This is a genomic window from Pantoea sp. EA-12 (assembly GCF_030053355.1).
In the GTDB taxonomy this organism is placed as follows: Bacteria; Pseudomonadota; Gammaproteobacteria; order Enterobacterales; family Enterobacteriaceae; genus Pantoea; species Pantoea vagans_C.
The window spans coordinates 77,111-95,514 of record NZ_JASGBY010000001.1 but is presented as its reverse complement, the minus strand read 5'-3'; the positions used below and the strand labels follow the sequence as shown (position 1 = coordinate 95,514).

At 54.7% G+C, this 18,404-nt stretch carries 15 protein-coding genes; 6 read left to right on the top strand and 9 right to left on the bottom strand.

The window, feature by feature from the left end:
* Positions 1-32: 32 nt before the first annotated feature.
* Genes QMZ30_RS00455 through QMZ30_RS00445 form a run of 3 tightly spaced genes read right to left on the bottom strand, consistent with a single transcriptional unit; the run spans position 33 to position 3,036 of the window.
* Positions 33-1,349 carry an MmgE/PrpD family protein gene (locus QMZ30_RS00455; protein WP_283225896.1) on the bottom strand — a complete coding sequence of 439 codons (1,317 nt, stop codon included), beginning with the start codon at positions 1,347-1,349 and terminating at the stop codon, positions 33-35.
* Positions 1,346-2,494 (bottom strand): amidohydrolase, encoded by a 1,149-nt coding sequence (locus QMZ30_RS00450; RefSeq protein WP_283225895.1) that lies wholly within the window; start codon positions 2,492-2,494, stop codon positions 1,346-1,348. Before QMZ30_RS00450 ends, QMZ30_RS00455 begins: the two co-directional genes overlap by 4 nt.
* On the bottom strand, positions 2,491-3,036 hold the full coding sequence (locus tag QMZ30_RS00445) for a GNAT family N-acetyltransferase (protein ID WP_283225894.1): 546 nt from the start codon (positions 3,034-3,036) through the stop codon (positions 2,491-2,493). The genes QMZ30_RS00450 and QMZ30_RS00445 overlap by 4 nt, the downstream gene beginning before the upstream one ends.
* Before the next feature lie 291 nt (positions 3,037-3,327).
* Between QMZ30_RS00445 and QMZ30_RS00440 the strand changes: the two genes are divergently transcribed.
* The 3 genes from QMZ30_RS00440 to QMZ30_RS00430 are packed head-to-tail and all read left to right on the top strand — an operon-like array spanning position 3,328 to position 6,948.
* The gene (locus QMZ30_RS00440) at positions 3,328-4,398 is read left to right on the top strand and encodes an iron-containing alcohol dehydrogenase family protein (protein ID WP_283225893.1); all 1,071 of its coding nucleotides are present in this window, start codon (positions 3,328-3,330) and stop codon (positions 4,396-4,398) included.
* 34 nt (positions 4,399-4,432) lie between these two features.
* On the top strand, positions 4,433-5,731 hold the full coding sequence (locus QMZ30_RS00435) for an LLM class flavin-dependent oxidoreductase (protein ID WP_283225892.1): 1,299 nt from the start codon (positions 4,433-4,435) through the stop codon (positions 5,729-5,731).
* A gap of 17 nt (positions 5,732-5,748) precedes the next feature.
* Positions 5,749-6,948, top strand: coding sequence for an aminotransferase class I/II-fold pyridoxal phosphate-dependent enzyme (locus QMZ30_RS00430; protein WP_283225891.1), 1,200 nt, complete (start codon positions 5,749-5,751; stop codon positions 6,946-6,948).
* Between the two features lie 74 nt (positions 6,949-7,022).
* Here QMZ30_RS00430 and QMZ30_RS00425 read toward each other — a convergent pair whose 3' ends face one another.
* The 3 genes from QMZ30_RS00425 to QMZ30_RS00415 all read right to left on the bottom strand — a co-directional run bounded on the left by QMZ30_RS00425 (position 7,023) and on the right by QMZ30_RS00415 (position 10,339).
* A complete protein-coding gene (locus QMZ30_RS00425; RefSeq protein ID WP_058973560.1) occupies positions 7,023-7,424 on the bottom strand; it encodes an H-NS family histone-like protein in 402 nt (133 codons plus the stop codon).
* Positions 7,425-7,603: 179 nt separating this feature from the next.
* Positions 7,604-8,899 carry a CitMHS family transporter gene (locus QMZ30_RS00420; protein WP_283225890.1) on the bottom strand — a complete coding sequence of 432 codons (1,296 nt, stop codon included), beginning with the start codon at positions 8,897-8,899 and terminating at the stop codon, positions 7,604-7,606.
* A gap of 309 nt (positions 8,900-9,208) precedes the next feature.
* Positions 9,209-10,339, bottom strand: coding sequence for an L-dopachrome tautomerase-related protein (locus QMZ30_RS00415; RefSeq protein ID WP_283225889.1), 1,131 nt, complete (start codon positions 10,337-10,339; stop codon positions 9,209-9,211).
* A gap of 136 nt (positions 10,340-10,475) precedes the next feature.
* On the opposite strand from QMZ30_RS00415, the gene QMZ30_RS00410 reads away from it, so the two are divergent.
* The gene (locus QMZ30_RS00410) at positions 10,476-11,354 is read left to right on the top strand and encodes a LysR family transcriptional regulator (RefSeq protein WP_283225888.1); all 879 of its coding nucleotides are present in this window, start codon (positions 10,476-10,478) and stop codon (positions 11,352-11,354) included.
* A gap of 220 nt (positions 11,355-11,574) precedes the next feature.
* Positions 11,575-13,782: a ferric-rhodotorulic acid/ferric-coprogen receptor FhuE gene (gene fhuE, locus QMZ30_RS00405; RefSeq protein ID WP_502921457.1), complete on the top strand. Its 2,208-nt coding sequence runs from the start codon at positions 11,575-11,577 to the stop codon at positions 13,780-13,782.
* Between the two features lie 53 nt (positions 13,783-13,835).
* Here fhuE and QMZ30_RS00400 read toward each other — a convergent pair whose 3' ends face one another.
* Positions 13,836-14,741 carry a nickel/cobalt transporter gene (locus tag QMZ30_RS00400; RefSeq protein WP_283225886.1) on the bottom strand — a complete coding sequence of 302 codons (906 nt, stop codon included), beginning with the start codon at positions 14,739-14,741 and terminating at the stop codon, positions 13,836-13,838.
* A 135-nt stretch (positions 14,742-14,876) separates the two neighbouring features.
* Positions 14,877-16,019 carry an acyl-CoA dehydrogenase family protein gene (locus QMZ30_RS00395; protein WP_283225885.1) on the bottom strand — a complete coding sequence of 381 codons (1,143 nt, stop codon included), beginning with the start codon at positions 16,017-16,019 and terminating at the stop codon, positions 14,877-14,879.
* Between the two features lie 209 nt (positions 16,020-16,228).
* Between QMZ30_RS00395 and QMZ30_RS00390 the strand changes: the two genes are divergently transcribed.
* Positions 16,229-17,287 carry an ABC transporter substrate-binding protein gene (locus tag QMZ30_RS00390; protein ID WP_283225884.1) on the top strand — a complete coding sequence of 353 codons (1,059 nt, stop codon included), beginning with the start codon at positions 16,229-16,231 and terminating at the stop codon, positions 17,285-17,287.
* A 67-nt stretch (positions 17,288-17,354) separates the two neighbouring features.
* Here QMZ30_RS00390 and QMZ30_RS00385 read toward each other — a convergent pair whose 3' ends face one another.
* The gene (locus QMZ30_RS00385) at positions 17,355-18,404 is read right to left on the bottom strand and encodes a PLP-dependent cysteine synthase family protein (protein WP_283225883.1); all 1,050 of its coding nucleotides are present in this window, start codon (positions 18,402-18,404) and stop codon (positions 17,355-17,357) included.

Sequence of the window (18,404 nt, the reverse complement as noted above, 5' to 3'; positions counted from 1 at the left end):
CATTCATGCCGCCCATGGCCCAGCACGTAACATTAAATGTGCAACAACTGGCTGATTGTCACAAGATCCGCTGATGTTTGCAGTGGGATGCTTTGCTGCAACTTTTGCAACTGTTCACCCGTCTCCTGGCTTAATGCCAGACGCAGTTTACCCGCAACATCCACGCCGTCTGCCAGTGACTGCTGACGCGTGCGGCGATGCTGTAGCTGCGTACCATCGCGCAACGTCAGGGTCAGCAAATGAAAACGCAATGCAGGGTTAATGGCATCCGGCGGCGCGGAAGCATCGGGGGTGCGACGCACCTTGCTGGCCAGCGGCATCACCTCAGGGTTGAGATCGCCCTCGGCGAAATCCTCCAGGCGAAGATCGTTATAGATCAACATCGCTGCAATGACATATTCCAGACTGAAGCGCGCTTCAATACCGTTGGTTGGCTCGGTGACGGAGGCCGCGATATCGCCTCCAGGCGGGAAAGCAACGCTGATATCGGTAATGTTATCCAGTAATGCCGACAGAGGTTGGCCGCTCTCCAGCCATGACTGGCGTAATATGCGCGCGGCTTCAGCCGCACTGTGGGTTCCGGCGCAGGTCGGAAAGGGCTTGAACTCCAGTCCCGGCGCGACAATACGCCACGGGGCTGCCCAGCCAGATACCAGTTTTCCAGGCTGTGCCTGACCGTTGCTGTTGGCAGCGAGAAACTCCTCGATCACCCCATTTTCCTGTCCATCAAAACCGGCCAGCGTTAGCTGTGCGGCGGTCACTGCCCGTTCGGCAGCGAATCCAGCATGCAGTGGTTTCACCGCCGAACCAAACTGCGCTCGCAATCCACTGGCTTGGGTGGTGGCAATGCCCAGCAAGACCGCGGTGGCCGATGCATCCAGTTTCAGCAATCGGGCCAGCGCGGCGGCGGCGGCCAGCGTACCCAAAGTCGCGGTGTTATGATGACCCAACGCATAGTGCTGCTGACTGATGGCGAGACCTAAGCGCCCCGCGACTTCCACGCCAATAACATAGGCGTCGAGAAAATCATCCATCTCCGCTGCCTGTTGCTGCTGCCAGGCAAACAAGGCGGGCAGAATGACAACGCTGGGATGGCCGCGAAAATCGGCATGGAAATCATCGTAATCCAGGGCATGAGCGGCGTAACCGAGTAGCAGTGCCTGTGAACGCGGGCTGCTGTCCGAATACACCGTGCGCAGGGCGGGCAGGCCGCTATCTGGCACCTGACCTTGCAACACTGGCCAGCTTACTGCGAGGAAATCTTTGACGCCTTGTCGTGCGGCCGTGCGTGCGGGGGCATCCGGTTGACGGTTTACGATGAGTTCGGCCAGAACGTGGGTGAGACTCATGGCTGCTCCAGACTGTTCAGGGCGGCCACGGCCAGATTCGCCAGATAGCGCGATGTTGGCAGCAGCACCTCATCGTTAATACGAAATGCAGGATGGTGCAGCGCATACGGCTCACCGGTACCAATCATCATAAAGGCACCCGGTAACTGCTGTTGGTAGAAGGCAAAATCTTCGCCAATTGGGCTGGCCTCTACCACGCGTGCTTCAAAGCCACTTGCCGTTGCCTGTTGCAGGGCAAAGTCAGCCCAGTGCGCGTCGTTGACCACTGACGGCGGACCCGCGTGCCAGTTAAATTCCACCTCGGCGGCAAAGGCGGCGCCGATACCCTGCACGATCTCACGAAAACGCTGTTCCAACCGTTCACGGGTTTCCTGTGAGAACGAGCGCACCGTACCTTCCAGCCAGGCGCTATCGGGAATCACATTCCAGGTGCTACCGCTATGAATCTGGGTAATCGACACCACGGCGTTATCGCCTGAGGGCGCATTGCGGCTGATCAGGGTTTGGGCTGCAGAGACAATCTGTGCGGCGATCACAATCGGGTCGTTGCCCTGATGCGGCTTGGCCGCATGACTGCCCACGCCGGTAATGCGAATATCGAAACGGTCTACTGCTGCGGTGAGCGGGCCGGCTTTGCTGCCAATCACGCCCGGGGGCAGTGAAGGATCGTTATGGATACCAAAGATGGCAACGGCGTCTTTCAGCGCGCCGGTGGCAATCACATCGGGTGCGCCTTGTCCGGTCTCTTCAGCCGCCTGGAAAAGAATACGCACCCGTCCCGGTAAGCTCGCCTCTTGCTGTTTAAGGAGGATCGCTGCACCCAGCGCCGCCGAACTGTGGAAATCGTGACCGCAGGCGTGCATTACGCCAGGACGTTCGGAGCGGAAAGTGACGTCAGATTGCTCTTCAATCGGCAGAGCATCAATATCCGAACGCAGCACCATTAGCGGCCCCTGAGCGGGCCCCACTTCAGCGACTAAGCCGGTTTTGAGGGGCAAATCCAGCACGCGAATCTGATGGTTTTCTAACTGCTGGCGGATGCGTGCGGTGGTCTCAAATTCCTGATTAGAGAGTTCAGGGAAACGGTGTAACTCATGGCGGAAAGCAACCAGATGCTCGCCTAAAGCGTTCTCATCAAAACTCATATCTTGCTTCCTTGTTGTGCTGCTTGCCGTGTCATCCACGCATCATGCGCAGTGTCATCCAGCACTTTCTTCATATATTGGGTGATGTGGCCTTTGCCAAGATCCGTAGTGTGCATCAGTTGGAAACCGCGCTTTTTATACATCTCGATCAACCATGGATGGCTGATGGCGGTCCCGAGGGAAACTGCAGGCGCGCGAAGTTTGCCGAGCAGGATCTCCTGTTCAAGGCGATCTTGTACCTGGCGGCCATATTGCAGACCAGGATAATCAGGATGCGCACCAAACCAGCCGATGTGCGGCAAGCCAAAGGGACCCGGTAGAGGTCCCCACGGGTAACGAACCGTCACGGAAGAGACCATGGTGTTATTTGCATAGAGTGCATAAACGCCGTGCGTTTGCAGGTGGCGCAGCGTCTTTTCGCGATCGGCGGTGGCGGCATCGAATTTGATGCCAAGCGCCAGCGTGGATGCGTAGGCGGCATGCATCAAAGCCTGATAGACATCCACTTCGTCTTCTCTGACCTGACGAAATTCAAGTGACATAAGTTCCCCGAAAACCGCTCGATGGCGGAAATGTTGGCAGCGGCGCAATTGATGACGCCATGACACAATGCGTAAGTCGTCCAGATTATCAGTAATGTCAGTCGCTGCTATATGTGAAAAATAGCTAAGCTAATGCGAATTTGTGAAATTGAAATGGCGGCTTTTTCATTGCTTAAATCGTTATTTACCGTAGTATGCATAAATGACATAGCGCTATAACTATTTCGCATTAACCTCATGAAATAAAATAACTTTTCTCGTTATAGCCTTATTCTTAATCAGGGTGACAACGTGTTAGCGATCAAATCTCCACGTGCTTATGCACATGAAGCCGGCCTGCGTTCGCGTGCTGGTGAATTTATCAAACCTTACGCCACTCATATCCGTATCTTCACCTCCCCCCGTGCCTGGCAAGCGGTTAATCCAGAATTAAGCCAGAGCTTAGAGGCCAACGGTATTCGTTGGGAGTTGGAGTATCTGCACGGTGAATGCACCGACGCGGCGATTGAAACGCTGAAACATAACATTGAGCAACAGCAAGCAGAACTGCTGTTTGCTGTAGGCGGTGGGCGTGTGCTGGATGCGGCTAAAGCCGTCGGCAGCCAGATGCCAGACCTGAAAGTGATCAACTTCGCCACCCTGGCGGCGACCTGCGCGGCATGGTCGCCGGTTGCCATCATCTATAACGAGCAGGGCGGTCATCTGCGCAGTCAGCCGCTGGGCAAAATGCCCGAGCTGGTGCTGGTGGACACTGAAGTGATTGCGCGCAGCGACGTGCGCTATCTTAAGGCCGGTATTGTGGATGCGCTGGCGAAGTACTACGAATTCTATCCTTATCTGCGCAACAACCCGCACGATTTGGCGCTCGATCTTAAAGTGATGACCGCTCAGCGCGCGTTGGACGTTTATCGCCAATTGGGTGCAGCGGCGGTGAGTGCCAACGCACAGCAACAGGTCACGCCTGAACTGGTGAAAGTCATTGACGCCAACATTGTGTTAGCGGGACTGGCGAACAGCGTACGCGACCAATTGCCCACACCGGGGTTTGCCCACGCGATTCACAATCGGCTTACCCATCTGCCAGAGCTGCATCACTGGCTGCACGGCGAGAAAGTCGGCTACAGCCTGTTGGTGCAATCGCTGATCGAGCATAACGGCGAGCCAGACGCGGAGTTACTGGCGCTGCTGCGTCAGTACGACATGCCTTTGACACTGGCCCCGTTGACGGGCGATCGCGCAGCGGTCATTCGTCAACTCGCAGAACACATTAAATTCCCAGCGGCCAGTGCTGAACGTTTGCCGTTCCGCATTCATGCGGACGCGTTGGAACAGGCGCTACTGGCGACTGAGAACAATTTCTGACCTTTTACCCTTTTTATCGACCAGGACAAATTCAATGGCTACTGCAAATTCACCACGCATCCGCTTGGGCCTTTTCGTACAACCGGTTGGACAACATGTCAGCGGCTGGCGTCTGACGGAAAAACTCGGCGACCCCACCGATATCGACTGGCTGATCACCATCGCCAAGAAAGCCGAAGCGGGTAAGTTTGATCTGTTCTTTGTCGGCGATGCGCTGGCAACCAGCATGTACCGTTTGCCTTCGACCATGGCGCGTCTTGAGCCGCTAACGATGCTGTCGGCACTGGCGGTAAACACCAAACGTATTGGTCTGGCGGCGACGGCTTCGACTACCTTTAGCGATCCGTTTACCATGGCGCGCAGCTTCTCGTCGCTGGATCACATCAGCCGTGGTCGCGCCGCCTGGAACGTCGTTACCTCTTTCTCAACTGACGTGGCGCGCAACTTTAGCCGTAACGATATGCCGAACCATGCAGAACGCTATGCGCGTGCGCGCGAATTCCTGGACGTCACCAACAAGCTGTGGGCGGGTTGGGAAGCGGGTGCCGTTCAGCCAAATAAAGAAACCGGCAGCTACTTCGTCGATGACAAAATCCAGCCGATTAACCATGAAGGTGAACACTTCCAGGTGCAGGGCCCGCTGAACATTACCCGTTCACCGCAGGGACGTCCGGTGATCATTGAAGCGGGTTCATCTGCAGATGGTCAAAAACTGGCGGCAGAAACCGCAGAGGTGATTTTCACCGCAGCGGCCAGCCTGGAAGAGGCTCAAACCTTCTATCGCTCACAGAAAGATCAGGTGATTGCGGCGGGTCGTAATCCAGACCATGTGGTGATCATGCCAGGCGTGATGCCTATCGTAGGCCGCACGCGTGAAGAAGCCAAAGCGTTGTGGAAAGAGCTGAACACCCTGGTGGATATCGATAATGGCCTGCGTCAGCTGTCACTGCGTTTCAGCATGGATCTCAGCCAGTATCCGCTGGATGGCCCGGTGCCGGAAGTGCCACTCGGTGAAGGTAATCAGAGCCGAGTTAAGTTAATGACCGATATGGCGAAGCGCGAGAACCTGACGCTGCGTGAGCTGGCGGCAGTGGCGGCGGGTTCACGTGGCCACCGCGTGATCGTCGGTACGGCGGAAGATATCGCGGATGATTTCGAGCTGTGGATGAAAGAGGGCGGCGCAGATGGCTTCAACATCATGCCAGCCATCATGTCTGAGCAGTTGGATCTGTTTGTGGAGTTGGTGATCCCGGAACTGCGCCGTCGCGGCTTGTTCCGCGAAGACTACGAATTCGCCACCCTGCGTGAAAACCTGGGTCTGCCAGCCCTGTAAACCCTGAGGAGCTGAACATGGTCACCTTATCAAAGCGTGTGCAGTCCGTGTCGCTCTCTGCTAATGCGGCGGCGCGTCAGTTGACGCGTCAGCTCAAAGAGCAGGGCGTGGATATTCTTGACCTCACCACCGGTGAGCCAGATTTTGATACGCCACTGCACATCCGTGAGGCAGCGGTCGCGGCTATGCATGCCGGCGAAACCCGCTACACGCCCACTAATGGTACCGCACCGCTGCGTAAAGCGGTGCAGGCCAAACTGGCACGCGAAAATCAGCTGGATTATGGATTAGGACAGATTTGCATTGCCAACGGCGCTAAGCAGATTATTTTTAACGCCTTCGCCGCCACGCTGAATGACGGGGATGAAGTCATTGTGCCGGTGCCATACTGGCCAACCTTCCCGGACAGCGTGCGCTTCAATGGGGGTGAAGCCGTGTTGCTGGATTGCCCGCTGGAGCAAGCGTACAAACTGCAACCGCAGCAGCTGGCGCAGGCGATCACCGCTAAAACTCGCTGGCTGGTGCTGAACAATCCGGGCAATCCTTCGGGTGCGGTGTACAGCGCCGACGAGCTGACTGCATTGGCGGCGGTGCTGCGCGATCATCCACAGGTATGGATTATGCTGGATGAGCTTTACGAACATATTCTGTTTGATGAGCGCGAGCATGTGAGTTTACTGCAGGTGGCACCGGATTTAGCGGAGCGTATTCTGCTGGTGGGCGGCGTGTCTAAAACCTATGCCATGACCGGCTGGCGCATTGGCTTCGGCGCGGGACCGCAAGCGCTGATTGATGCGATGGTGGTGGTGCAATCACAGAACAGTTCGGGAGCCAGCGCTGTTAGTCAGGCGGCGGCGGTGGCTGCGTTGAACGGTGGGTTGGATTTCCTCCCTCCTCAGCGTGCAGCATATCAGGAACGCCGTGACGCGGTTATGGCGCAACTAAAGCCGGTGAAAGGCATTGAAGTGCTGAATCCTGAAGGGGCGTTCTTTATCTTCTGTCGCGTTTCAGGGCTGCTGGGCAAAACACGTCCAGATGGTCAGGCGCTATCAAGCGAGCAGGATGTGCTGAACTATTTGCTGGAGAGCGGCGTGTCAGGTGTCGCGGGGAGTGCGTACGGCTTGTCACCTTACTTCCGTTTGTCGATTGCCACCGATATCGATAGCGTACGAGAAGCGGGCAGACGTATTGCCGCGGCGTGCGCAGCGTTGAAATAAGGTTCATTGAGTGGTCGCCATAAATGGCGACCACTCAGGTCATGTAGGGTGCGCATTCATGCGCACCGGAACGCTTAAATCAGGAAATCATCCATTGAACCACCGGCATCCAGCGCCGATTTAATCGGCGAAGGCGTGCGGCCCTGGCCGGTCCAGAACTTTTCATTACCGTCTTCGTCGATAAATTTATATTTGGCTGGGCGCGGTGCACGTTTGGTCTTGGGTTTGCTTTCAGACGGGGTTAATGACGCCAGTTCACTAATATCAATACCATCGTTCAGCAGCATCTCTTTATACAGCGCCAGTTTTTCTTCTTTCTCGCGCTGCGCGGCATTATCCGCTGCTGCTTCTTCACGGCGTTCAGCAACCACCACGGCGAACTTTTCCAGCATTTCGTCTAAAACCGCAATCTCAATATCACGTGCCTGCGCACGCAGCGTACGAAGATTGTTCAATGCTTTGAGTGCATCGCTCATGAATAAACCCTTATTACTTATATACAGAAAATGAAAGGGCGCATTCTACGGTATTTTATTGCAAATGAAAATATTGCTACCCAGACAGAATTATCCGGAAAGCCTCTGCGTGTGCAATTATTGAATACACGCAGACGCTATCCCGTCTTATTTATCTGTGCTAATTGGCTATTGATATTCTACAGGCTGCGATAGAACGGAAAACAACCGGTCAGTAGCGCAACAAACAATAATACCAGTGAGGTAATAAATGACCAGCGCAGGGTGAATCGCTGTGTCTGGGCATAATCGAGCTTCAGCATGCCGACTAATAAATAGGTCGATGCAACTAAAGGACTGAGAATATGCACCGGCTGACCCACCAGCGCAGCACGCGCCATTTCAATCGGCTCGATACCATAATGGCTGGCGGCCTGGACCAATACCGGTAGCATGCCGAAATAGAACACATCATTTGATACCATCCAGGTGACCGGAATGCTGATCAAAGCGGTGATCACCGCCAGATAAGGGCCGAGTGCGGCAGGTATGGTGTGCACTATGGCTTGTGCCAGCGCGTTTGCCATGCCGGTCTCGGCAAAGATACCGGTAAACACCGCAGCGGCAAAAATTAACCCTGCTACCGCGAGAATGGCGGGCGCATGGCGTCCAATCTGCTCCTGCTGTTGGCTTAATTGTGGATAGTTGACGATGAACATGATGGCGGTTGCCAGCATAAACAGATACGCCATCGGCATCACATCCAGCACCAGGAAGGTCATTAACACCGCGGTCAGCGCCCAGTTAAACCAGAATCGCCAGGCGACACGCGGCTTCTCTTCGAATTGCAGGGTGGCGACAGCCTCGGGGATGTGCTGCTGAAAGCCCAACCGTTTACGCTCATGACGACCGAGCATCCAGGCAAGAATAAAGGTCCAGGCCACACAGGCGAGCAACGGGACTAACAGCGGGACAAACAGCGTAGCGACATCCGCCTGAACCGCGGCGGCCGCACGCGCCGTGGGGCCGCCCCACGGGAACATATTGCCCAAGCCGGTACATTGTAAAAGCAGGGCGGCGACACTGAGTTTCGATAAACCAATACGTTCATATATCGGCATAAATGCCGAAAGCACAATCATATAAACCGTGGCACCATCACCATCGAGCGCGACGATAAAACCTAATAATACGGTGCCGATAAATATCTTCACCGGATCGCCATCCACCGCGGAAACGATGCGTTTAATGATCGGATCAAACATGCCTGCATCGGTCACGCTCATAAAATAGAGCATGGCAAATATCAGCATTACGCCGGTGGGGGCGACGGTGCGTAATCCTTTGATCACCATCGCACCCATATCTGCGCCATGGCCAGATAAAAGCGCAAATATTGTCGGGATAATGATTAAGGCCGTGAGCGCGGAAAGTTTTTTGCTCATTAATAAGCCAATAAAACAGATTATCATAAGCAGACTGATGATCAGCAGCATGACGGTGTTTCCTGTCCAGAGGGATAGTGCACATTTGTGGGTAGCAAATGCGATGTGTTCGGAATAAATAAAAAACAGCCAATGATTATTTATTGTTCAAATTAACCTTCTGCGACCTCGTCAATCTGGCGATATTATCCAGTGTTTTTTTCAGGGGTCACAAGGTCGGTATTACGCGAAATATGTGCGTAACCTCTTAGTTTTAAAAATTTTAAATATCGTACGGTGATGATTAATGTCGGTGTTATTTCCCTCTCTGTAATATTAAGTGACGTGAGTAATATCCCGGCACTCGGTGCCGGGGTGCCATTATTGATGGTCACGCGCTGAAGGCGCGATCGGTAATGCCAAGCGGTAAAGCTTCACCGGATACTCTACCGTTGAGGGTTTGCCGCCGGTGGTCGCAGGCGTGCGATTGATTTGCCCGGATGGCATCCACAGCGCCCCTTTGGACACCCACATCGCATCAATCCATACCAGGCGCGGGTCCTGCACCACCGTCGTCACCTCGCCATTAGGCGCGATGCGCTTGATGCTGCGTGTATTAATGTCAGAAGCGTAGATATTGCCGTCGGCATCAATCGCTGTGCCGCCGGTGCTCCAGGTGTCACGCACTTTTTCCGCATGCTTAGCCACCTCAGCGGCGGTGAGCGCGCTGTCATTCAGGTAGCGGGTTTCGATGCGCGCCAGTGGGCCGGGAATGGCCTGGTAGTAAAGCCATTTGCCATCCGGTGAGACTTCTAGCTGGTCGAGACCGACGCGTTTTTCACGTCCATCGCGCAGAATAAGCTTTTTGCCGTCGGCGTATATCGGTTGGTGGTCAATCGAGAGGGGGTGATTGTCCAGTGCGCGCCAACTTTTGCCGCTTTTCAGATTCAGCACCACTAAACCCACAGCGCCAGGATCGGTGATGTAAGCGAAATCGCCGTTAAAGCGCACGTCATCCAGGTAGCTGGTTGGCTGCAACGTCGGAGCTTTAAACACATAGCTGCCTACCACTTTGCCGCTTGCCAGATTGATACGCACCAACTTGGCGCCACCCGCCACAGCCTGATCGCCCGTGCCAATGCCTTTGTTGCCGGAGTCCATCACCCACAGATCGCCATCGGGACCGATTCGCAGCGCATTAACATGGTAGAAGTGATGCTCGGGATCTTTGGCGTCCCACTGGTTCCACGCCGCATCGGGGAAGGCTTTCAACTGGTTGTTCACCACCTCCGCTAACTGCAAACCGGCACCTTCCGATTGCGTCAGCGAAGCGAACAGACGGTTGTCGTGGCTGACGGTGATGCCGTTCCACACGCGAGGTGAGGTGGCAACTTGCTCCAGGCGGCTATCCTGTTGTGTCGGCAGCGTTACCGGTAGAGTATCTTGCGCCATCACTTGTGCGCTGGTGACCAATGCAATAGCCGCTGCCAGTGCTTTCAAAGTCTGTTTCATCCTTTTCTCCCTTGTTCAGCGCCACAAGGTGACGCAAACAGCGTGTTGCGCTGTTGTTAATGTCTTACCATCCTGGCAGTGTAGAATGATAAATTATATTCTCTGGTTTTTATCAATCGATTCCTGGTGGGAATGAATGGAACTGAAAGATCTGCACTACTTGCTGGCAGTGAAAGAGACTCAACACTTAGGGAAAGCGGCGCAATCCCTTGGCATTACTCAGCCTGCGCTGACCAAATGCCTGCAACGTCTGGAGAAGTTTTACGCCACGCGTCTAATTCTCAAGGTCGGGCGGGGGATGCAACTCACCGAGGCGGGACTGTTACTTTGTGAACGTGCTCAAAAAGTCGTGCACATGATGCAGGTCACACGCCAGGATTTACAGGCGCTGGGTGCAGGCACTGCTGGGGTGATTCGCTTGGGTGTCGCCGCCACGGCGGCGCAGTTTATGTTGCCGGTCCTGAGCAAAGATCTGCTGCACAGAGCGCCCACGGCGCGGCTGGAAGTCACGGTGGGGATGAACGATTTACTGCAGAAAAAACTACGTGAGAACAAAATCGATCTGATTCTCGGTTTTCTGCCGCAGGGTGACAGTGAATTTATTACTCGTCCGCTGATTGAAGATCCGGTGGTGATTGCCGCCAGTCGACAGCATCCCCTCGCCAATATCCATCCTACCCCAGAGCAGCTCAATGAATATAACTGGCTTCTTCCATCCGATAATGTGGCGACACGCCAATGGCTGGAGCAGCGTTTGCGCAGTGGCGGCTACGCAGCCCCCCGCGTGCAAATGGAGAGCAACACGCTTTCACCACTGCGTGCCGTATTGGCTGAGACACAACTGTTGAGTTTCCTGTCACGCCGACTGCTACAGGCCGAAAGCGGATTGATTGAGATCCCGCTGCCACTGGTGATGATGCCGCGTACCTTCGGTTGGCAGTTCCGTTCGTTAAGCGAACTTTCGCCGGCCTCACGTTTGTTAGTCGAGCTGGCAGAAAAACGTTGGCCGTGGTGAATCTGTAACAATTTCTTGCAATCGTAATATGAATGCGTATATTTCTCATTTGCTTTCTTAACGGTAACTTTACTGTCGATTTGTCTGCGCCAGGACGGCGCGAACGGGGTATTTCCCGGTTCTGAACTTCCTTTTTCAGCACGTTATTTTTTGGCAGGAGCCAGCAGACGTCAGCAGGTAAGCCGCAACAAAAATAACGATAAGTTGATCGAGGAATATGATGTCTTTCAAAGAAAAGCGCGTCAGGGAAACGGGCCGTGCACCACAGCGTGTGCTGCAGGTCTCTCTGCTGGCGATGATGATCGCCTCAGGAATTGCACAAGCGGCAGACAAGACCAACGGCGATCAAACGCTGACGGTGGATGCCAGCGCCAGCGCGGATGCGCAGCAAGAGCAGGCGGCAAAAGATTACAGCGTCCCGGTGACCCGTGCCGGCACCAAAATGGCACTCACCGCGCGTGATATCCCTCAATCGGTCAGCATCATCAGCAAACAACGTATGCAGGACCAACAGCTGCAATCACTGAATGATGTGCTGTCGAATACCACCGGTATCCGTGGCGTCAGCGGTGATATGGATCGTACCAACTACTATTCCCGTGGCTTTATCATCGACAACTACATGACCGATGGTATCCCAACCGCATTCGCCTCTCGCTGGAACCTCGGCGACGCCCAAACCGATATGGCGCTGTATGAGCGCGTGGAAGTGGTGCGCGGTGCCACCGGTCTGTTGACCGGGCCGGGTAACCCTTCGGCTGCGATCAATATGGTGCGCAAGCATGCGGACAGCAAAGAGTTCACCGGCAATCTCGAAGCCAGCTATGGCAGCTGGGATAAGCAACGTTATGTTGCCGATCTCTCTGCGCCGCTATCGCCAGAAGGCAATGTGCGTGGCCGCATGGTTGCGGGTTACGAAAACAAAAACAGCTTTATCGAACGCTACGGATTTGAAAAGAAATTCATCTACGGCGTGGTTGACGCGGATCTGACCGACAAAACTAAGCTGTCTGTGGGTTATGAGTTCACTCAGGTGAATACCGATTCACCGATGTGGGGTGGTTCGCCGCGCTGGTATACCGACGGTTCACAGGTGAAATTGCGTCGCGGATATAACACCTCAACTGACTGGGCGTACAACGATAAAGAGAACAAAAAAGTCTTTATCAACCTGCAACAGAACTTCGATAACGGCTGGAACATCACCTTAAACGGTACCCATAATGAGATGTTCCTCGACAGTAAGCAGCTGTATATCGATGGCTACATCAACAAAGATACCGGCATCGCGGTTAACCAGTACGATCCTTCGTATGCCTACGACGCGGTAGGCGGAACCGGCTATAACACCGGTAAGCGCAAGGTGGATGCTGTTGATGCATTTGCCAGTGGCCCTTATGAGATGTTTGGACGCCAGCATGAGTTGATGTTGGGTATGAACTACAGCCGTCAGGACAATAAGTATTACAGCGCCTGGACCAACATTTCGCCTGCGCAACTGGGTAACTTCTACAACTACAACGGTGATTACGCTGAGTCAGACTGGGATCCTCGTACGCCTGCGTCCGACACGCAGTTAGTGCGTCAGAAGTCTGTCTACCTGGCGACACGAGTCTCGATTGCTGACCCTCTGCACGTGATTCTGGGTGCGCGTTACACCAACTGGAATCGTCAAACGCTCTCCTCAGAGATGGAGAAGAACAACACCACCCCTTATGGTGGCGTGATCTGGGACTTCTATGACAACTGGTCAGCTTATGCCAGTTACACTTCCGTGTTCCAGCCACAGGATTATCAGGATGCGTCAGGCGGATTCCTGTCACCGGTTATCGGCAAGAACTACGAAGCCGGGGTCAAATCGGACTGGTTCAACAGCCGTCTGACCACGTCAGTCTCGGTATTCCGTGCAGAACTGGATAACGTGGCCTCAGCTACAGGTCAAACCAACGCGCAAACCGGTAATGCAATTTATGTCGGTAAGAAAGGCGTGGTGAGTCGTGGGGTTGAATTTGAAGTGAACGGTGCGCTGACCGATAACTGGCAGATGACCTTTGGCGGCACCAGCTATGTGGCGGAAGATCGTGATGGTGAGAACTATAACTCTCAGCTGCCACGCACTTCCTTCAACCTGTTTACCAGCTATCGCTTGCCGATGATGGATCAGCTGACGCTGGGCGGCGGGGTTAACTGGCAGTCGAAGACTTATACCGACATTGCAGGTCCAGAGGGCGTGGGCACCTGGCGTGCACGTCAGGGCAGCTATGCGCTGGTGGACTTGTTCGCGCGCTATGACGTGACGAAAAATGTCACGCTGCAAGCTAACCTGAATAACCTGTTCGATAAAGAGTATGACGAAAACGTCGGCAACGGCGGCATCGTATACGGCACGCCGCGTAACTTCTCAGTTACCGCGTCCTACCGTTTCTAATCGTACCTGTAGGGGGGGGCCTTCAGGCCTCCCTCATGGCACCCAATAATTCCTTAACATCCCGCCGCAATGTAATCGCCGTTCGCACTCACTGGCACCACGGTTAAAAACAGCACTATCGCAAACAGAATCAGCAGTGCGCCACCCGCAATACGTACTAGTTTAAGCAGGTGATCAACCCGCGCCGAGCGCTCCGCCAGCCACAACTCGCCAGCTCGATGGCGAAAATGACGCACAAACAGGGCTAACGCCACCAATGCCATGCCCGTGCCCAGCGCCATGGTCATCACAGCAAACATACCCCAGCGCGTAATGCCAATCACATTGGCAAACAGCAGTACCGTGAGGGCGCCGCTGCAGGGTCGAACGCCGGTGGCGATAATGATACCCAGCCAGGCTTTCCAGTCATTGACCGGTTGCGTCGTGATGCCGTGGTGGTGACCGCAGCCTTCATGGTGATGATGTTCATGCTGATGCTGACCGCGCCAGGCTTTCACCATCATCATCACGCCCAGTCCTGCAATAAACAGCGCGCTGGCTTTCTCCAGATACCAGCGGCTGACGCTGAGATCGCCGGTCGTCAGGTTAAAGCCCACCGCCAGGATAAACACAAACGCGATGGCGCACAGCCCCTGCACCAGGCTGCCGATAAACGGCACGCTCAGGGCAACGCCACGTGGGGGTTGATGAGTGCTAAGCCAGGTGGTGATGATGAATTTGCCGTGCCCCGGACCTACTGCATGAAGAATGCCGTAAATAAAGGTCACGCCGATCAGCCACAAACCCGCGCTGTATTGACCGCTGTTGATTTGCAGCAGATGCGTCACCAGCAGACGATGCAGTTGAATTTGTGATTGTAATGACCAGGCTTGAAACGCTGTCCATTGGGTGAACAGTGTTATCAGCGCCGTCAGCAGCACGAGCGCAGCAAGGGTAAATCCGGTTTTGGTGGCAGTCATAGCTATGAGATATCGCGGCCCTGAAAGCCACCAGCATGCGGGATTTTTCTGCGTTGTAAAGCCGCACGTGTTTATCATGGATGATAGGGTGCAGCCCTTGGGCCGCCCGTGAACCTGGTAGCGATCAGGCCGCTGCTATTTCTCAGCAGACAGGGCATTTTTGCCCACGGATGTAAAAATGGCGTCGCCTTGTGGGGTATGAATGCGACCGCATAAGACGTTGCGTAAGTGACGTTGTAACGGATAGTGGCGCGTCAACGCATGATTGCCGATGCTTTCCACCATGAGTTCAACCGCGCGAATCGCGTTTTCCGTTACCACCTGTTTGATTTGTGCCGTGTGAGCGCTGGCGACCTGCCCGTGTGCTGCACTGTTGAGCAGCGTGTGATTGGTAAAAAGCAGGGTATCAATGCGCCCGACCAATTCCTGAAAACGTGGCAGTGATGCCAGAGGTGCGCCTAAATTAGCGGGGGTACGCTGCTGCAAAAATCCGATAAACCAGTCGCGTGCGCTTTGTGCAATGGCGTCATACAGCGAGCCGAGCAGCACCGCCATCCACAGCGACTCCTCCTCATTTAGCCCCGGTTTTGGCGTGCTCCAGGGCGTCACATTGACTGCATGATCCAGCGGAATGAAAACGTCCTTCAACACCACGCGATGGCTACAGGTGCCGCGCATGCCCAGATGATCCCACTCATCGATAATCTGGATACCCGGCGCATTGGCGGGCACCAGATAGCCGCCGACCAGAGGATCGGCATCGTCGCTACTCGCCCAGACGATGAACCAACGCAAACCGTGACTTCCCGTGGAGTAGATCTTCTCGCCAGTGATACGCCAGCCGTCGGCACTGCGCCGTGCGCGCGTGGCGGGCAAGCCTCCTCGCGCTGGTGTGCCCAGTTCAGGCTCCACCCGCAGCGCATTGATCAATGCACCTTGTGCCACCACGCTTTGCGCCACCCGCTTACGCACGGACTCCGGCCAGGATGATTCCTCACCCAAACGACGGGTATTGAGATACTGCATAATCAGAATCAGTGCGGCGGAGGGTTCACCGCGCGCGACAGCTTGAATGATGGCCTGGCAGCTCAGTAAGTCACCGCCGCTGCCGCCTGCCGCAATGGGCAGTGCGTAATGGAGCAACCCTTGCTGATGTAAGCGCGCAAAAGCCTGCTGGGGAAATTCACCACTGCGATCAACCTGTTCGGCATGTTCAGCAAGAGATTCGGTTATTACCGGTAATATTTCGCTGAGAAAAGGGAGCTTATTAACCATCATCAATTGCCTTATTTATCCCTCTGTTCAATAAGGTCGATTGTTTCTTTTAATGGCTGAACTGTAAAAGCAATAAAACGGCTTACGACATGCGTAATTGGCATAATTACGCGGCTGGTTGCGACATTAATTAACGATTACTCTGCTTGCTTCTGAAATGAATTATTACAACGTCAATTCCATCACCTGCATTTATTTTTGGGAGTAAAACCATGCCAGCGAATTATTCACTGTCACGTCGTCGATTTATTGGTTATTCCGCCGCCGCCATGATGGCTTCCGCGCTACCGGGACGTAGCTTTGCTGAACAGCAGATGCACGATATGCCTATGTCTGGCGATCTGTTGCAGGGCGGGGCGGGAAAATGGGCCTTGGCGAAACCCACGCATATCCGCCTTGCGGTCAATCTCAACGCCATCTGCCTGGCTCCGGTTGTGGTGGCCGATCAGCATAACTTCTTCAAAGCGCACAATCTTGAGGTCGAGTTCGTGAACTTCGGCAACTCGACGGAGTTGTTGCTGGAATCCATTGCCACCGGCAAAGCGGAAGCGGCTATTGGCATGGCGCTGCGCTGGCTGAAAGCGTTGGAGCAGGGCTTTGATGTCAAGCTGACGGCGGGCACGCACGGCGGTTGCATGCGCTTACTGGCGCGCGATGATGGCCCCGCGACGCTGGAGCAACTTAAAGGGAAAACCATTGGCGTCACGGATATGGCAGGCGCGGATAAAAACTTTTTCTCGCTGATGCTGAAAAAGCACGGCATCGATCCCAACACGGACGTGAACTGGCGCGTGTTCCCGCAGGATCTGTTGCCGATGGTGTTGCAGAAGGGAGAAATTCAGGCGGCAAGCGGATCGGACCCCATCATGTGGCGCTTAACGCAACAGCCGGGATACCGTGAAATCGGCACCAATCTGATGGATGAGTATGCGAACCTCAGTTGCTGTGTGGTGGGCACGCGTGGCAGTTTGATTCGCGAACAACCCGAGGTCGCGGCGGCCATCACCCACGCTATTTTGCAGGCTCATGCCTATGCTGCACAGCATCCTGAAGCGATCGGCACTGAATTTAATGGTCAGGCACTGAATACCACGCCGCAAGAGATCGCCAGCGTGTTGAAGACGCACACACATGGGCACTATTCGGTGGGCAAAGCGTTTGTGAATGAAATTGATGTCTATGCGCGGGATTTAAAGGCGATAAACGTACTACGACCAGAAACCGACCCGATGCTGTTTGCCAAGGGCATTACCAGTAATGTGTTGGTTTAATGGCAAACATTAATCAACGATGATTTTGTAGCGGCGCGCCCGATGGCGATATCGGGCGGCCCAAAGGCTACGCAATCTTCTGTGACGTCTGAATCGCATTCGCCAGTTTAAACGTCTCTGCAGGCAACTGGTGGGCAAACAATTGCGTACTCAAATAGCTATTGCCGCCATCGGCCAGCAGTACGATGATACGCTTGCCAACATTCTCAGGGCGCGCCGCCACTTGCTCGGCAGCCCAGAGCACCGCTCCGGAAGAGTCGCCGACCAGCACGCCTTCACTTAATGCCAGCTGACGTGCCGCCGCATACGCCTGCCAGGTCTCCACCGCAATCACTTCGTCATACACCCGATGGTCCAGATTGGCGGGGATGCGCTCGGGTGGCTGATTGCTAAAGGCGTGCACGCCGGTAATCTCCAGCGGTTCAGGACGTAATTCACTGGGCTGCGATCCCACTCCTGGCTCTACGGCAATCACCTGCAAGGCGGGGTGTTGCTGTTTCAGGAAGCGCCCGGTGCCAGACAGGGTCCCGCCCGTACCCACCGCGGCAATAAAGATATCCAGCTTGCCGCCGCTGTCGCGCCAGATCTCCGGCCCGGTGGTCTGGACGTGAATCGCCGGGTTCGCCGGGTTCTCCAGCTGTAGCAGGAAATGGACGTCCGGTTCAGCGGCGGTGACTTGCTCCGCCAGCCACTTGGTTGCCGCGACAAAATCACCGTTGCTGGCATCGTAAAATTCTTTGAAACCCTCAATGGTGCTAAACGGCACCACTTGCGCACCGTAGGCCTGGATCAATTGCGTGCGCTCAATACTGACGAAGTCATTGATGTAGACCCGGAATTTGTAGCCTTTAGCAGCGGCGATGGCGGCTAACCCAATGCCGGTATTGCCGCTGGTGGTTTCTACCAGCGTATCGCCCGGCTGTATGATGCCGTTGCGTTCTGCCTCTTCGATCATGCTCAGCGCAATGCGATCTTTCACGCTGTGATTAGGGTTAAACAGCTCCAGTTTGGCAATCACTTCGGCCTGGATCGCCTGCTGCTGCGTATAGCGTGACAGCCGGAGAAGGGGCGTATTACCAATTAACTCAGTAATGGAGGAAGAAATTTTAGCGACCAT

Coding starts and splice junctions, on each gene's coding strand:
- QMZ30_RS00385 (WP_283225883.1), bottom strand. CDS start 18,404: ATGGTCGCTAAAATTTCTTCCTCCATTACTGAGTTAATTGGTAATACG.
- QMZ30_RS00450 (WP_283225895.1), bottom strand. CDS start 2,494: ATGAGTTTTGATGAGAACGCTTTAGGCGAGCATCTGGTTGCTTTCCGC.
- QMZ30_RS00430 (WP_283225891.1), top strand. CDS start 5,749: ATGGTCACCTTATCAAAGCGTGTGCAGTCCGTGTCGCTCTCTGCTAAT.
- QMZ30_RS00415 (WP_283225889.1), bottom strand. CDS start 10,339: ATGAAACAGACTTTGAAAGCACTGGCAGCGGCTATTGCATTGGTCACC.
- QMZ30_RS00435 (WP_283225892.1), top strand. CDS start 4,433: ATGGCTACTGCAAATTCACCACGCATCCGCTTGGGCCTTTTCGTACAA.
- QMZ30_RS00400 (WP_283225886.1), bottom strand. CDS start 14,741: ATGACTGCCACCAAAACCGGATTTACCCTTGCTGCGCTCGTGCTGCTG.
- QMZ30_RS00425 (WP_058973560.1), bottom strand. CDS start 7,424: ATGAGCGATGCACTCAAAGCATTGAACAATCTTCGTACGCTGCGTGCG.
- QMZ30_RS00410 (WP_283225888.1), top strand. CDS start 10,476: ATGGAACTGAAAGATCTGCACTACTTGCTGGCAGTGAAAGAGACTCAA.
- QMZ30_RS00390 (WP_283225884.1), top strand. CDS start 16,229: ATGCCAGCGAATTATTCACTGTCACGTCGTCGATTTATTGGTTATTCC.
- fhuE (WP_502921457.1), top strand. CDS start 11,575: ATGTCTTTCAAAGAAAAGCGCGTCAGGGAAACGGGCCGTGCACCACAG.
- QMZ30_RS00395 (WP_283225885.1), bottom strand. CDS start 16,019: ATGATGGTTAATAAGCTCCCTTTTCTCAGCGAAATATTACCGGTAATA.
- QMZ30_RS00445 (WP_283225894.1), bottom strand. CDS start 3,036: ATGTCACTTGAATTTCGTCAGGTCAGAGAAGACGAAGTGGATGTCTAT.
- QMZ30_RS00455 (WP_283225896.1), bottom strand. CDS start 1,349: ATGAGTCTCACCCACGTTCTGGCCGAACTCATCGTAAACCGTCAACCG.
- QMZ30_RS00420 (WP_283225890.1), bottom strand. CDS start 8,899: ATGCTGCTGATCATCAGTCTGCTTATGATAATCTGTTTTATTGGCTTA.